Annotated in this window: 11 protein-coding genes; 3 read left to right on the top strand and 8 right to left on the bottom strand. The window is 62.8% G+C overall.

The annotated features are described in order from the left end of the window. Positions 1-6: 6 nt before the first annotated feature. Both WBG82_RS02745 and fdhF read left to right on the top strand, forming a co-directional pair. Entirely contained in the window at positions 7-3,090 is a 3,084-nt protein-coding gene (locus WBG82_RS02745) for an efflux RND transporter permease subunit (RefSeq protein WP_424421081.1), read from the top strand. Between the two features lie 126 nt (positions 3,091-3,216). Next, positions 3,217-5,898 (top strand): formate dehydrogenase subunit alpha, encoded by a 2,682-nt coding sequence (fdhF, locus tag WBG82_RS02740; RefSeq protein WP_424421079.1) that lies wholly within the window; start codon positions 3,217-3,219, stop codon positions 5,896-5,898. Positions 5,899-5,913: 15 nt separating this feature from the next. On the opposite strand, the gene WBG82_RS02735 is transcribed toward fdhF, so the two are convergent. Next, the gene (locus WBG82_RS02735; RefSeq protein ID WP_424421077.1) at positions 5,914-6,288 is read right to left on the bottom strand and encodes a hypothetical protein; all 375 of its coding nucleotides are present in this window, start codon (positions 6,286-6,288) and stop codon (positions 5,914-5,916) included. Between the two features lie 88 nt (positions 6,289-6,376). Then, positions 6,377-7,249, bottom strand: a complete 873-nt coding sequence (locus tag WBG82_RS02730; RefSeq protein WP_424421074.1) for a helix-turn-helix domain-containing protein — start codon at positions 7,247-7,249, stop codon at positions 6,377-6,379. A gap of 351 nt (positions 7,250-7,600) precedes the next feature. Here WBG82_RS02730 and WBG82_RS02725 point away from each other — a divergent pair, with 351 nt between their 5' ends. Beyond that, on the top strand, positions 7,601-8,092 hold the full coding sequence (locus WBG82_RS02725) for a cell wall hydrolase (protein WP_424421071.1): 492 nt from the start codon (positions 7,601-7,603) through the stop codon (positions 8,090-8,092). An 82-nt stretch (positions 8,093-8,174) separates the two neighbouring features. On the opposite strand, the gene WBG82_RS02720 is transcribed toward WBG82_RS02725, so the two are convergent. The 6 genes from WBG82_RS02720 to WBG82_RS02695 all read right to left on the bottom strand — a co-directional run bounded on the left by WBG82_RS02720 (position 8,175) and on the right by WBG82_RS02695 (position 14,836). Then, positions 8,175-9,527, bottom strand: a complete 1,353-nt coding sequence (locus tag WBG82_RS02720) for a DUF1329 domain-containing protein (protein ID WP_424421069.1) — start codon at positions 9,525-9,527, stop codon at positions 8,175-8,177. Between the two features lie 41 nt (positions 9,528-9,568). Beyond that, positions 9,569-11,266 (bottom strand): DUF1302 domain-containing protein, encoded by a 1,698-nt coding sequence (locus WBG82_RS02715; RefSeq protein WP_424421066.1) that lies wholly within the window; start codon positions 11,264-11,266, stop codon positions 9,569-9,571. A gap of 136 nt (positions 11,267-11,402) precedes the next feature. Next, a complete protein-coding gene (locus tag WBG82_RS02710) occupies positions 11,403-12,854 on the bottom strand; it encodes an alpha-L-fucosidase (protein WP_424421063.1) in 1,452 nt (483 codons plus the stop codon). A gap of 14 nt (positions 12,855-12,868) precedes the next feature. Next, positions 12,869-13,756 (bottom strand): fumarylacetoacetate hydrolase family protein, encoded by an 888-nt coding sequence (locus WBG82_RS02705; RefSeq protein ID WP_424421061.1) that lies wholly within the window; start codon positions 13,754-13,756, stop codon positions 12,869-12,871. An 11-nt stretch (positions 13,757-13,767) separates the two neighbouring features. Beyond that, positions 13,768-14,517 (bottom strand): SDR family oxidoreductase, encoded by a 750-nt coding sequence (locus WBG82_RS02700; RefSeq protein ID WP_424421058.1) that lies wholly within the window; start codon positions 14,515-14,517, stop codon positions 13,768-13,770. Then, on the bottom strand, positions 14,507-14,836 hold the full coding sequence (locus WBG82_RS02695; protein WP_424421056.1) for an L-rhamnose mutarotase: 330 nt from the start codon (positions 14,834-14,836) through the stop codon (positions 14,507-14,509). The genes WBG82_RS02700 and WBG82_RS02695 overlap by 11 nt, the downstream gene beginning before the upstream one ends. Positions 14,837-14,838: the final 2 nt, after the last annotated feature.

The raw sequence follows: 14,838 nt of genomic DNA, 5'->3' as shown, positions 1-14,838 counted from the left end.
CAGGCCATGAAGTTCACGGACATCTTCATCCGCCGTCCGGTTCTCGCCACGGTCGTGAGCCTGATGATCCTCGTGCTCGGCCTCAGGTCGGTGTCGCTGCTGCCGGTGCTGCAATATCCGCGCACTGAAAACGCGGTCGTCACCGTGCAGACGGCCTATTTCGGCGCCAGCGCCGACGTCGTGGCCGGCTTCATCACGACGCCGCTCGAAACCTCGATCGCCCAGGCGAACGGCATCGACTACATCACCTCGACGAGTTCGCAGAGCCTTTCGCTCATTCAGGTGCAAATACGCCTGAACTACGACTCCGCCAAGGCGCTGACCGAGATCAACACGCGCGTCAACGCGGTCAAGAACCAGCTTCCCCCGGAAGCGCAGGAGCCGGTCATCAGCATCGCCGTCGGCGAGACGATCGACTCCATGTATATCGGCTTCTCGAGCGACGTGCTGGCCAACAACCAGATCAGCGATTATCTCCTGCGCGTCGTCACGCCGAAGCTGCAGGCGGTGGAAGGCGTCCAGCAGGCGGAATTTCTCGGCGAAAAGCGCTTCGCGCTCCGCGTCTGGATGGACCCGGACAAACTCGCCGCCTATGGCCTGACGGCGACCGACGTCTCGGCCGCGCTCGCCCGTAACGACTTCCTGTCGGCCGTCGGCACGACCAAGGGCCAGATGGTCCAGATCGACCTCACCGCCTCGACGAGCCTTCACTCGCTCGACGAGTTCCGCAACCTCATCATCCGCGACAAGAAGGGCGCTTCCGTCCGGCTGGAGGACGTGGCGAATGTGACCCTCGGCGCGGAGGACTACGAAACCGCCGCCGCATTCGACGGCAAGCCCTCCGTCCAGATCGGCATCAAGGTCGCGCCCACCGCCAACCTGCTCGATGTGATGAAGCGGGTGCGCAACATCTTCCCCGAGATCCAGGCGCAGCTTCCCGAGGGGCTGCACGGCGCCATCGCCTATGACGCGACGAAATTCGTCAACAGCTCGATCAACGAAGTGATCCGCACGCTGGTGGAGGCGCTCGTCATCGTCACCCTTGTCGTCTTCGCCTTTCTCGGCTCGCCCCGATCCGTGCTCATTCCGACGCTGGCCATTCCGCTGTCGCTTATCGGCGCCTTCACCTTCATGGTGGTGTTCGGCTTCTCGATCAATCTTCTGACGCTGCTCGCGCTCGTTCTCGCCATCGGCCTCGTCGTCGACGACGCCATCATCGTCGTCGAAAACGTGAACCGGCATCTGGAAGAGGGCCTGCCGCCACTCAAGGCATCCATTATCGCGGCCCGCGAACTCAGCAGCCCCATCGTCAGCATGACGGTGGTGCTGATCGCGGTCTATGTGCCCATCGGCTTCATGGGCGGCCTGACGGGCGCGCTCTTCACCGAATTCGCCTTCACGCTCGTTGCCGCCGTCACCGTTTCGGCCACCGTCGCGCTGACCCTCTCGCCCATGATGTGCGCGCGCTTCCTCAAGCCGCACGATGCCGAGCGCGCCCACTGGGAGCAGCGCCTCGTCGCCTTCATCGACGAGCGCTTCGAGAGGCTTCGCCACGGATATGCCCGGATGCTCCATGCGAGCCACGAGCAGATTTCGGTCGTTGTCGTCTTCGCGCTGATCGTGATCGGCAGCCTCTATTTCCTCTTCACCACCGCGAAGACGGAACTCGCCCCGCAGGAAGATCAGGGCATCGTCGTCAGCATCGTGTCGTCCTCCCCTTCGGCCACGCTTGCGCAGCGCCAGATCGCCATGCGCGAGATCTATGACATCTATGCGAAGCATCCGGAGACGGATCACGTCTTCCAGAACATCCTTCCGACGCAGGCTTTCGCCGGCCTTGTCACGACGCCGTGGGACGAGCGCACCAAATCGGCAACGAAGCTTCAGAACGAGTTGCAGGCTGAACTCAACAAGATCCCGCTCGCCCGCATCGCCGCCATCCAGCCGCCGCCCCTGCCGGGCGCGCGCGGCTTTCCCGTCAACTTCGTGATCCAGACGACGGAGCCTTTCGAGCAGCTCTATGAGGTGTCGCAGCAGTTTCTCGCCGAGGCCCAGAAGAGCGGCAACTTCATCTTCCTCGACACCGATCTGAAATTCGACAAGCCTCAGGCCGAAATCGTGATCGACCGCGACAAGGTGGCCCAGATGGGGCTCACCATGACCGATGTGGGCGCGGCGCTCTCCTCCATGCTCGGCGGCGGTTATGTCAATTATTTCAGCCTCTCCGGCCGCTCCTACAAGGTCATACCGCAGGTGCAGCAGCAGTTCCGTCTCAACACGGATCAGCTCGGAAACTACTATATCCGCGCGGCCTCCGGCGCCTCGATACCGCTATCGACGGTCGCGCATATCGAGACGAAGACCGTTCCGCAGACGCTCAACCATTTCCAGCAGCTCAACGCGGCGACGATCAACGGCGTGCCCAATCCCAGCATCACGACCGGCGAAGCCCTCAACTATCTGAGGGACCTCGCAGGCCGGACCTTGCCGACGGGCTACACGATCGACTTCGGCGGCCAGTCGCGCCAGTTCGTGCAGGAAAGCAGCGCGCTGCTCATCACCTTCTTCTTCGCGCTGGTCATCATCTTCCTCACTCTCGCCGCCCAGTTCGAGAGCTTCCGCGACCCGGTGATCATCCTCATCACCGTGCCCATGTCGCTCTGCGGCGCTCTCCTTTTCATCAATCTCGGCTTCGGCGGCGCGAGCCTCAACATCTATACCGAGGTCGGCCTCGTCACGCTTATCGGCCTTATCAGCAAGCACGGCATTCTCATCGTCGAGTTTGCGAACAATCTTCAGCTTCAGGGCCGGTCGAAGCGCGAGGCGATCGAGGAAGCGGCGGGCATCCGCCTGCGGCCAATTCTGATGACGACGGCCGCCATGGTGCTCGGCGTCATGCCGCTCATTCTGGCGAGCGGCGCGGGCGCCGTCTCCCGCTTCAATCTCGGCCTCGTCATCGCAAGCGGCCTCGCCATCGGCACGCTCTTCACGCTCTTCGTCGTCCCGGCCATGTACATGCTCATTGCCGAGGACCACCAGGCGATCGCGGGAGAGGAAGACGAGATAGGCGAGCTGGAGGCTGAAATCTGAGCGGCGTTGCGCGCCGCTCAAGCCCCTTGTCAAGCCGGGTCATTCCCTAAAGACCCGGCAGCCGCCCGCGCCTAGAATGATCCCGTTCGCATGGTTCCGCACCCGGCCGGCGAACCGGAGCCGCTCATGCCTGTCGTGGAAATTGACGGCCGCAAACTGGACGTAGCCCCCGGCACCACCGTTCTGGAGGCAGCGCGCCATATCGGCATCGACCTCCCGGCGCTTTGCCACGATCCGCGCCTGCGCCCCGCCGGCGACTGCCGCATATGCGCCGTGGAGATCGCCGGTGAACCGCATCCTCGCATGGCCTGTACGACAGCGGCAGCCGAAGGCATGGCCATCACGACCCGTTCGCCCGCGCTCGACGGGTTCAGAAAGACCATCCTCGCCTGGATAGCGGATCGTGTTTCACCGGCAAGCTACGACGCGCTGCCCGGCAAGGAGCTTCACATGCTCATGCGCCGCTACGGCGTCGAACCGCGCGGGCAACAATCGCCGAAGCGCGAGCGCGATCTTTCGCACCCGATCATCAAGGTTGATATGGCGCAGTGCATCGACTGCTTCCGCTGCGTGCGCATCTGCGACGAGGTGCAGGGGCAATTCGTCTGGCATGCGGTCGGCCGTGGCGCCGAAACCGAGATCGTGCCGGGCGACGCGCCCGATCTCGCCTCGAGCGATTGCGTTGCCTGCGGCGCCTGCGTCGACACCTGCCCCACGGCCGCGCTCACGGACATCTTCTCGGCGGCGTTCCGCGACGACGACAAATGGACACGCTCGACCTGTGCCTATTGCGGCGTCGGATGCGAGATCGAGATCCATAGCCGCGGCGCGCAGGTGCTGGAAATTCGGCCCGCTGCGGACAGCCCCGTCAGCAAGGGCCATCTCTGCTCCAAGGGGCGCTATGCCTTCGACTTCAACGCCTCACCCGATCGCCTGCGGCACCCGCTGAAGCGCGGCCGTGATGGATGGGAGCCTCTCGCCTGGGATGTCGCACTCGATCAGTGCGCAAACGAATTTTCCCGCATTGTCAGCACATATGGCCCCGATTCCATCGGCGTCCTCGGCTCCGCCCGCGCGACGAATGAGGAAAACTATCACCTGCAAAAATTCGCCCGTACCGTGCTCGGCACCAATAATGTCGATTGCTGCGCGCGCGTCTGCCATGCGCCGAGCGCCGCCGCGCTCAAGGCCATACTCGGCACGGGCGCGGCGACAAATTCCTTCGACGACATCGAGAAGGCGGGTGCGTTTCTCATCGTCGGCGCCAACCCGACCGGCAATCATCCTGTCGTCGGCGCGCGCATCAAGCAGCGCGTTCTCGACGGCGCCAAACTTATCGTGATCGACCCGCGCAGGATCGAGCTTGCCGATCATGCGACGCTGCATCTCGCGCCCCGGCCGGGCACGAATGTGCCGCTGCTCAATGCGCTCGCCAATGTCATCGTCGAAGAGGAACTGTTCGACGCGGCCTTCATTCGCGAGCGCGCCTCCGCATGGGACGAATTCCGCCGCTTCATTGCAGGCTCAACGCCGGAACGCGCGGCGGCGATCTGCGGCGTTCCGGCCGATGCGATCCGCGACGCAGCGCGCCTCTATGCAGCAACATCTCCCGCCATGGCGTTTCACGGGCTCGGCCTCACCGAGCACACGCAGGGAACCGAGGGGGTGATGGCGCTCACCAATCTCGCCCTCCTCACGGGCAATCTCGGAAAGCCGGGCGCGGGCATCAATCCGCTCCGTGGACAGAACAATGTTCAGGGAGCGGCGCATATGGGCTGCGAGCCCGCAAGCCTCACCGGCGCCATTGCCATCGAGGAAGGCCAAAGCCGCTTCGAAGCGATCTGGAAGACCGCCATTCCTGCGCGCCCGGGCCTCGACCTCATGGGCATGATCGACGCCGCCGCAGCCGGCAGGCTCAAGGCGCTCTGGGTCGTCGGCTACGATATTCTGGCGACCCTCCCCAACATGGACAGGACGCGCGAGGCCCTTTCCCGGCTCGAATTCATTGTCGTGCAGGACCTCTTCATCAACGAAACCGCGCGCCTTTGCGCGAATATGGTTCTTCCCGCCGCCTCGGCCTTCGAGAAGGACGGCACCTTCATGAATTCGGAACGCCGCATCCAGCGCGTGAGGAAGGCCGTCGCGCCGCCGGGCGAGACCCTGCCTGACTGGAAGATCGTTCAGGAAATCGCCGCGCGCATGGGGCATGGCTCTTCATTTTCCTTCGCGTCGCCCGAAGCGATCTGGAACGAGATCCGCGCGCTCTGGCCCGACGGTCGCGGCATCGCCTATGACCGGCTCGAGGCGGGCGGCCTCCAATGGCCCTGCCGCAGCGAAGCCGATCCCGGCACGGAGATCATGCATGTTTCGCAATTCGCCCATGCCCGCGCGGCGCCCCTGCGCTGCATCGACTACATGCCGAGCGAGGAAGTGACCGATGACGTGTTTCCGTTCCTGCTCATGACCGGCCGCGATCTCTACCAGTTCAACGCCGGAACCATGACCATGCGCACGGAAAATGCGAAGCTCCGGCCGGCCGACACGCTCGACATGGCGCCGGTGGATGCCGCCCGTCTCGACCTGCAAGCGGGCGCGCGTGTGCGCATCAGAAGCCGCCATGGCGAAGCGTGCCTGACACTGCGCCTTGATGAGGGAATGAAGACGGGCGAGGTCTTCGCCACCTTCCATGATCCGGAGAACGCTCTCAATCGCGTGACGAGCCCGCGTCGCGACAGGGTCGTGCATGCGCCGGAATACAAACTCACCGCCGTCGCGGTGGAGCGCCTTGAGGGCGACGCGCGCCGTTAGGCCGTCATGTGTCCGTCAGCACTGGTCCGGGAAATAGGACATGTGCTCGATCTTGCCGTGGCTGAACCAGAGATAAATGGTCTTGTGGCCTTCGCAATCGCCACAGCCATCCGGCGCGTCATAGACGACCGGCACCATCCAGCCGAAATGGCTTCCGATGACGCTGACATTGCAGGCGGCAATCTCGCTCGAGGGCGCGAGCACCGTCATATTTGCCTTGGGATCGTTGAGCTTCGCCCTCGTGAAGGCGACCGCCTGTTCGCGGTAGTCGGCAGGCAGCGCGCCGACATCCTCCGGCGCGTTCAGCCCCGCCGAGCGACCCAGATTCGTGTCACAGCCCGCGACCGCAAGCATCGCAAGGAGCGCCAGCCCCACCCTGTTCATCCGCATGATATTCCTTCCTCAGGCCCGGTATGCGAGATTACCCGCAACAGGCCCGCCGCTGCAATTGACCGCGAGCGGAAGGTCGCGACGCCGGCTAGCGGGTCCCGTCGGCCCCGTCCTCGCGGCAGGCGGGCATCGCGTCCTTGAGAAAGCTTCGGTGGAGATAGCCGCGCTCGGCGGAATTCACGACCTCGACCCAGCCCGATCTGGAATCGACGCGCTCCACCACCACGCGCGTGCAGCGGATGACGGTGCCCACGGCCGGGCTCGCAACCGTAGGCCCCTGCCGCAGATAGACGGACTTCGCCACCAACTTCGTGCGGGCAGGCGCTGATCGCTCCCTCACCGCATCGGGCGCCGCCGCGACAGGAGCAGCCACATCGGGTGCGGCCACCACTGGCGTCGCCGCAACCTTCTCTGCCTCCGGCGCTTTCGTCTCCACGGGAGCGGGAGCGGACGAAACCTCCACGGCGCGCGACTCCGGTGCAGAAGCTTGCGCCGACGCGGGGGCTTGCTCCGATGTGGACGCTTGCTCCGGTGCCTTATCGACAACCGCCTCTACCGTGTCGCCGCCAGCGACATGCACCTCGGGCGCGGCATCGCCGGCGCCCAGATAGAAGAGCAGTCCGCCGAACGCCAGGCCGATCATCAGTACCCAGCCTTGTGCGCGACGGAACAAGCTCGTGCTTTCGGGAACCTTGAATTCGGGCACCGTCTGATCGCGCTCGCGCCGCAGTTCCGCCGAGAGCGCATCGAGATCGTCGCCCATGTCCACGCCGAGCACATTCGCGTAGCTGCGCGCATGAGCGACGAGATAGAAGCGCGGAAAGCACGCCTCCGCCTCTCCGCGCTCAATGGCGTCGAGATGGGATTCCCTGATGTGCAGACGCCCGCTTATCTCGGCCAGCGTCAGATTTTTCTCGCAACGCGCTTCGCGCAATGCGGCGCCTATTCTCCGTTCCAGCATGTCCTGTCCCCGAACGCGCTCAGGCTCCGGATTTGAGCACAATGACCTTCGTCCATCATGTCGAGTTATGTGTGCTGATTATGTAAACGATTTGCGAAACTGATCCGTTTCGGTACATCTCGCGCGTTTTCGATCATATTATTCCGATATTTCCGGCTATCGGCCGTGGATGGGTGACGCCATAATCCCCCGCCTTTCCACAATGACGAGATGTCAATGCGCCGCAGCCTCTCGCCGATCATAGCCGCTCCAATCGCAATGGCGCTAAGCGCTTGCGCGACTTCGAACGAACGCGCAGCGCCTGCGGCCACGGCCGCGGCGAGCGCAGCCACAGACGAAATTGTGGCTGACATGACGACAACAAGCTCCATCGGCGAGAGCGACGCGCGCACGGCATTCACCTCCGCGCATGCGGCACCCGGGCTGCGAATTCCTCTCCCCCGTCCTCGATATCTCGGTTCGCGCGAGCATACATGCCTCGCCGCCGCCATATACTACGAAGCACATGGCGAAGGCGACGACGGCATGATCGGCGTCGGCCATGTGATCCTCAACCGGCTCGGCGCAAGGCCGGCCGGCACCACCATTTGCGATGTCGTCTATGAGCCGGGGCAATTCGGCTGGACGCGGCGCATATCGCGCAAACAGGTCGCCGTGGGCAAGTCGCGCCAGTGGCGCGCCGCTTCGGCCATCGCCGACAGGCTCATTGCTGGCACGATCGCCGACACGACGAGCGGCGCGACATCATTTTACTCCACGCTCCAGTTCCGCAAGTCGCCGCCGCAATGGGCCGAAAACAACGAGGAGACGGTACGCATCGGAAATCACGTATTCATCAGATAGGAAACGCCGCACATAAAAAAGCCGGCCGCAAGAGGGATTGCGGCCGGCAGGTCTACGAGCGGGAGGTCTCGCAGGAGGAAATCTAGCGCATGCCCGTTTGCCGCAGGCTGGAGGGCGTGAAACGCTCTCCATCGACGGAGGCACCGGCGAGATAATTCTCGGTCGCATTGCCGAGGATCATGTTGTCGGCGATGTAGCGTCCGGCCGAGAGGTCGAAATAGAAGTCCGCCGCCGTGACGCAGGCAGGCAGTTCCGACGCCACATAAAGGCTGTTCTCCTGCGTACGCCAGAGATTGCCCTTCGTGTCGTAAAGATCGGCCAGAACAATCGTCCAGCTATCCTCGTCCACATAGAATGTGCGGCGCGGAAGGACGTTGCGTATGCCGGGCTTCACCGTGGCCTCCACCACCCAGACGCGGTGCAGCTCGTAGCGGATGAGATCGCGGTTCGGGTAATCCGGCCCGACGATGTCCTTGAGCTTGAGCTTCTGATCCTTGAGCGCCCAGGCATTGTAGGGAACGTAGAGTTCCTTCTTGCCCACGAGCTTCCAGTCATAGCGGTCGCCATCGCCATTGAACATGAAGGTCTGGTCGAAGGTCCGCAGCCCGTCCTGCCCCGGCACCGGGTTGTCATAGGCGGCGTTGGGCGCCTGCTTCACACGGCGAAGTCCGGGGATGTAGCCCCATGACTCCTTCCGCCCGTTGTAATATTCATGCACGAGCAGCACGCCGCCGACCGACGCGGCAGGTTGGGTCTGCGTATAGATGAACTTGCCCCTGAAGCCCTTCGTATCGGCAAAGGATGTCGTCTTCGGATCGTATTGCGGCGTGTAGGACACCTGATCGCCCACATTGAGAATATAGCGATCGCCACCCTGCATCACGGCCATGGCCGGGGAGCTGATGACGCCATAGCCGCGATAGGCCGAGCGGTGGTTCTGGATGACTTCCCAGCCGGTCGTCGGGATAGGGAACGGGAAGCCGCCATAGCCAGCCGTTATGTGGCCGCTCTCGTCCATCTTCGTTTCGGCGACATTCGCTTTTGTGCGTTCATAGACGCGCTCGGGATAGGCGCAGCTCCGCCGCGTCGGATAAACGTCCATCCTGTAGCCGGGATAACGCTTGATGAGCGCTATCTGGCCTTCGGAAAGTTTATCCTTGTACTGATCGACATTGCTACCGTCGATGCTGAAGAGCTTCGCGTCGCCCGCGTAAGGATTGACGCGCGGTTGCCCGACCGTCCATCCCGCAGGCGGCGTGGTGATGCCGCCCGCCCATTCCGGAATGGTGCCATCGGCATTGCCTGCCCTCTCCGCTCCCACCGGCGTCAGCGATTTTCCGAGATCGTCAACGCTTGCCGCCTCGGCCATCGCGATGCAGGAAACCGACAAAAGACCGGCCGTCAGAACACTTCTCAGTTTGACTGAATAAGACATGATTTCTTTCTCCTGGCTCATTGATCCCTGTCGATGGCCGGTCAGAATGCGTAGCTCACAGCCACAGTGGCGTAGTCGTGATCGGAATTTCTGGACACGAGTCCGCCGCCCATATTGTTGGTATAGGCGACGCCAACCTTGAGATTGGCGTTGTACGTGCCATCAAGTCCGATGGTGACCGCCCTGCGCCCCTCGATGAAATTGCCGGTGGCAGTCCGATCGATGGGCGTGCCGTGAACGTCATGCGAGAAAGCGACATGCGGTGTCAGCGTCACGCTGCTTCCGAATGCATTGCTGTAGGTGGCGGATGCAGAGAGCTTGTATCCCCAGGCAAAGAGATCGCCCGCGGTGTCGATCGGCCGCTTGTCGAAAGACACAGCCCCGACTTCGACGATGGCATCGATGCTGTCCGCGCCGATGGCCGTGGTCGCAACGCCGAAGAACGGATCCGTCGGCCCCATCGAGATCGCGGCATTCGCAATCATGTTGAAGCGCTCCGCCTTGGGATAGGTGAAGACGGAAGCCGGCCGCAGGAACGGATCGACGGCAACCTTCATTGCCGCTTCAAGGAGCGAGTTCTCGTTGGTCGGCACCGGGAAGTCCGGCTGATAGCTCGCTTCCGCCGCGACCGAGAACTGACCGACCGGGAAGCTGACCGACGCGCCCCAGAGATCGATCGATTCAGGAAACGCCGCGAAGTAATTGGTCGGCACGATATCAATGAACGGAAAGACAACAATCGGAACAGCCTCCGCGGAGCCCGCGAAATATGGCAGCTTGGCGTGGTAGCGGACGAAGAACAGACCGAGTTCCGCCGACATGTCCTCGACGAAATAGCGCGCCGCAACGCCGAACTGACCCTGATCCTTCGGCGCCTTGTCTTCAGCCTTGGGAATGCCGAGGTCGAAGGCGAAAAGCGTCGCCGGATCGAGCCCAGATCCGCCGGGATCGGCAAGGTAGAAGAGGCCTTGCGCGCCGGGACCGAAGAGATCGTCGGTGGCGAAGAAAGTGCCCACGGGCGGAAGTTTGCCCTGCCGCCACTGGAACTGGTAATAGGCTTCGAGATTGAAATTCGGGAACAGGCCGATATTCCCGTAGATCATCGGCGATGGCAGATAAGCCTCGCGAATGTTCGTGCCCGGCGTGACGAGCTTGACGACATCGAGCGCATTTGTCTGCGAGATGCCGCCCGATGTGTAGAGCGCCTCGCCCCAGTTGATCACCTGATTGCCGGCACGAATGGAGAGCGGCGAATTGCCGATCTCGAAATTCCCGGACACATAGGCATCGAGCAGATCGACGCCGCGTCCGATCCGATGGCGCGCGGTCTTGCTCAGATCGGTTCGCCGCGTGCTCTCCGCATCGTTGTTGATGGCGTCATAGAAGGTGTTGACCCGGAGAAAGGCGCCGAAGTTTCCGGCTGTGATCTCCAGCTCGTTCAGAAGTCTCGTCGAGGCCGAATAGAAATCGCCCCGGCGATAATTGAGATTGCCGTCGTCGAAATTGACGCCGTTCGGATCCTTGCCGCCATTCGTGACGCCGACATAGTCGGCGTCCGGGTTTACGAGGCGCATACCCGCACCCGCCGAAACCGTCGAATTCAAGCGCATTTCGACATCGCCGAACGTCCATTCGGCCGCCATGGCCGGCGCGCCCAGCGCCGTTGCAAGGAGCAATGTTCCCCCGCACAGCAATCCCGTCCGATAGCGTCGTCTCGTCTCCCTCCGGAAATCCGTCATATTCATTTCCTCCCCTCCATTGAATTGAAATCGAACATTCCTTCCGCACTCCGCAACTCACCTCTCAAACCCTTCGTTGCGCGATGTGGCGGCCTCCCCTGATTCGATATCGAAGGCGCGAATTTCGTGGTTCCGTTCACGCCTCCGGTGTCATGACGACGACCGGCGCGAAATCACCCGCGAGCGGCCTCGTGAAGCCGAGGACGAGATCGTCCCCTTGCTGATGCAATGTGACGGGACTCCCGTCCTCGAGGCGCCTTGCGCGCCCGGCGAAATTGAAATTCCTGATCCGCAGTTCCTCGCCCGCGGGCCGCCCGAGCACGATCGCGTTGATTTCTCCGCCCTTGTCGGTAAAGCGGATGGAAAGGCCATCGGCCGTCTCGGCCTCGGCCTGCAACCAGGGCCGCGTGCCGTAGATCGCCTCGCCATTGCGGCGCAGCCAGCCGCCGAAATCCCTGAGGCGCGACAATTGCGCCTGCGGAATCTGCGCGTCTTCTCCCCGCGGGCCGATATTGAGAAGCAGGTTGCCGCCCTTGGAAACGCCATCGATGAAGTCGGACAAAAGCTGCTCCGAAGGCTGGTAGTCGGCTTCGCGATCCAGACGGTTGTAACCGAAGGAGTAGCTCATGCCGCGCGTCGCTTCCCACTTCTTCGACTGAATGGTCGAGAAGCGCACATATTCCGGCGTGCGAAAGTCGCTATGCGGAACGACGGGCGGGATCATGCCGTCGAGCGCGTCCGGGTTGCGCCTGATGTGACGTTTGGCGATCAGATCGAAAATCCTGCGTCCAACTTTCGTCCGCATCACCTTCGTGCCCCAGTTCACATGAGGCCAGCGATCGTTGACGACGCCATCCGGCACCGCGTTGTAGTAATCGGCAAAAAGCGGCAGAAGCTCATCAAGTTTGGTCGGCCAGGCAATATCGTTCCAGAGCACGCTCGGCTCGTAGCGCTCGATGAGTTCGCGCGTCTGCGCCATCGCATAGCGCGGATAGTCGCCGCCCGGCACGGAGCCGACGAAATCCGCGATGGTGCGCAAGGGCTCCGGATTGAAGGTCCAGTCGATGCCGCCGGAATAATAGACACCGAAGCGCATGCCGGCCGCCCGCACGGCGGCGGCAAGCTCGCCCACAATGTCGCGGCCGCTGTGCCAGCCATGACGATGGGGATTGGGAACCGCGCTCGGCCAGAGGCAGAACCCGTCGTGATGCTTCGTCACCAGCACGACATACCGCGCCCCGGCGTCGCGGAACGTCTCGGCCCACTGGGCCGGGTCCCACTGTTTCAGCGCCTCGAGAAACGGCTCCTTGAAATTCTCATACGGCGCATTGCCGTAATGCTCTTCATGGAACTTTGCCGAAGGCGTGCCCGGCACCTTGATTGCATTCGCATACCATTCCGTATAAGGCACCATCGCCACGGCGCGATCATATTCGAGCTTGAACGCATCCGAAATGCTTCCAAGCTGCGGCGCAAAAGCCGGGATCGAAAAAACACCCCAATGAATGAAAACGCCGAACTTCGCGGCATCGTACCATTCAGGCAGAGGCCGGTTGTTGAGCGATTGAAGTTCGGGCGCGTAAGTCATTCTGCTTTCTCCGTTCATCGCGCCGCCACTCCGGCAAGAAGACGTTCTTCGGCGCTCTCGGCGCGAACGGTCCGCTGCCGCTGCTCGCCGAGCCCGTCAATACCGAGACGCATGACCTGCCCCGCGCGCAGATAGACGGGTTCCGGCTTCATGCCGAGCCCGACGCCAGGCGGCGTGCCGGTGGAAATGATGTCGCCCGGCTGGAGGCTCATGAATTGCGAGATGTAGCTCACCAGAAACGGAATTCCGAAAATCATCATCCGTGTGCTGCTGTTCTGGACGCGGCGCCCGTCGAGTTCGAGCCAGATGGGCAGGTCGTGCGGATCGGGCACCTCGTCCTTCGTCACGAGCCAGGGGCCTATGGGGCCGAACGTGTCGGCGCTCTTGCCTTTCACCCATTGTCCGCCGCGCTCGAGCTGGAATTCGCGCTCGGAAAGATCGTTGATGACGCAATAGCCCGCGACATGGTCCATCGCCGTGGCCTCGGACACGTAGCGCGCCTCCTGCCCGATCACGACGCCAAGCTCGACCTCCCAATCGGTCTTTCTGGAATTGCGGGGAATGATGACATCGTCATTCGGACCCGAGATCGCGCTCGTCGCCTTGAAGAACAGCACGGGCTCGCTCGGCGTCTCCATGCCGGATTCGGCCGCGTGATCGGCATAGTTGAGCCCGACGCAAATGAACTTGCCCACATTCGCCACGCAAGGGCCGAGACGCGGCGTCCCGGTGACGATCGGCAGCGTCTCGAGATCGATCGATCGCAGCAGAGCAAGCTCCGCCGGAACGAGATAGTCGCCCTGAATATCGTCGATGAGCCCGGCAAGGCTGCGTATGCGCCCCTGCCGGTCGAGCGCCCCCGGCCTTTCCTTTCCTCGTTCGCCATAGCGCAAGAGTTTCATCGGCCTGTCTCCTATGTGTTTGTCCAGCCGCCATCCATGACGAGCGTGCTGCCGGTCATGAAGGCCGAGGCATCGCTGGCGAGATAGACCAGCAATTCGGCGACCTCTTCCGGCTTGCCGATGCGGCCCATGGGCTGACGGGAAATGAAGGCGGCGCGGGCGGCTTCGTAGTCGCCTTGCGCGCGCATGCGCTCGTCGAGAGACGGCGTATCGACCGTTCCCGGACAGATGGCGTTGCAGCGAATGCCCTGTGTGACGAAATCGGCGGCGATGGAGCGCGTAAGGCCGATGACGGCCGCCTTCGTCACGCCATAGGCGAAACGGTTCGGCACGCCGATGATGGAGGACGCGACCGATGACATGTTGATGATCGACCCGCCGCCCGCCGCGATCATCGCCGGCAGGAACGCGCGGCACATGCGGTACATCGAGCGGATGTTGATCGCGTGCGAGCGCTCCCAGTCGTCCTCGTCGCAATCGAGGATCGTTCCGTGATGAACGAAGCCGGCACAGTTGAAGAGAACATCGACCGCGCCGATCTCCGCCGCCAGCGCTTCGATGGCGCGCGCATCGGTCACATCGAGCGGAAGAAGTCGCGCCGCTTCGACCGTCGCGAGCTTTTCCGCGTCGCGGTCGGTTGCAATCACTTCCGCGCCCTCGCGCCGGAACGCCTGCACGGCTGCGCGCCCCATGCCCTGCGCCGCCGCCGTCACCAATATGCGCTTGCCCGAAAGCCTTCCGCCCGCTCCCTCAATCGACATGGAACACCTCCTCCATGCGCGCCCAGTGTTCGCCCGCCTCGCGGCTTGCAAGCGGCTGCTGGCAGGGGTCGGTCAATGCCCACCAGCGCTGCGTCGGCTCATGCGCCCGCATGCGCGCCATGTCCGCCTCGAAATCGGTGCCCACATAGTCCCAGCAGGAAAAAAGGAGGTTCTCCGGCTCGCGCAGAAAGATCGTGTAGTTGCGGATGTTGCAGGCCGAGATCATGTCCAGCACTTCCGGCCAGACGGCCGCGTGCAATCGCTTGTATTCGGCGATCTTTTCGGGCCTTACGCCAATGACCATTCCCATTCGCTGCATGA

Source organism: Parvibaculum sp., assembly GCF_049671045.1.
Taxonomy (GTDB): domain Bacteria; phylum Pseudomonadota; class Alphaproteobacteria; order Parvibaculales; family Parvibaculaceae; genus Parvibaculum.
Note: the sequence above shows the minus strand (reverse complement) of the source record. Positions and strands in the feature narration are given on the sequence as shown.

Excerpts from the sequence above, each read along its gene's own strand:
- WBG82_RS02695 (WP_424421056.1), bottom strand. The coding sequence starts at position 14,836 with ATGCAGCGAATGGGAATGGTCATTGGCGTAAGGCCCGAAAAGATCGCC.
- WBG82_RS02745 (WP_424421081.1), top strand. The coding sequence starts at position 7 with ATGAAGTTCACGGACATCTTCATCCGCCGTCCGGTTCTCGCCACGGTC.
- fdhF (WP_424421079.1), top strand. The coding sequence starts at position 3,217 with ATGCCTGTCGTGGAAATTGACGGCCGCAAACTGGACGTAGCCCCCGGC.
- WBG82_RS02725 (WP_424421071.1), top strand. The coding sequence starts at position 7,601 with ATGACGACAACAAGCTCCATCGGCGAGAGCGACGCGCGCACGGCATTC.
- WBG82_RS02735 (WP_424421077.1), bottom strand. The coding sequence starts at position 6,288 with ATGCGGATGAACAGGGTGGGGCTGGCGCTCCTTGCGATGCTTGCGGTC.
- WBG82_RS02700 (WP_424421058.1), bottom strand. The coding sequence starts at position 14,517 with ATGTCGATTGAGGGAGCGGGCGGAAGGCTTTCGGGCAAGCGCATATTG.
- WBG82_RS02720 (WP_424421069.1), bottom strand. The coding sequence starts at position 9,527 with ATGTCTTATTCAGTCAAACTGAGAAGTGTTCTGACGGCCGGTCTTTTG.
- WBG82_RS02710 (WP_424421063.1), bottom strand. The coding sequence starts at position 12,854 with ATGACTTACGCGCCCGAACTTCAATCGCTCAACAACCGGCCTCTGCCT.
- WBG82_RS02715 (WP_424421066.1), bottom strand. The coding sequence starts at position 11,266 with ATGACGGATTTCCGGAGGGAGACGAGACGACGCTATCGGACGGGATTG.
- WBG82_RS02705 (WP_424421061.1), bottom strand. The coding sequence starts at position 13,756 with ATGAAACTCTTGCGCTATGGCGAACGAGGAAAGGAAAGGCCGGGGGCG.
- WBG82_RS02730 (WP_424421074.1), bottom strand. The coding sequence starts at position 7,249 with ATGCTGGAACGGAGAATAGGCGCCGCATTGCGCGAAGCGCGTTGCGAG.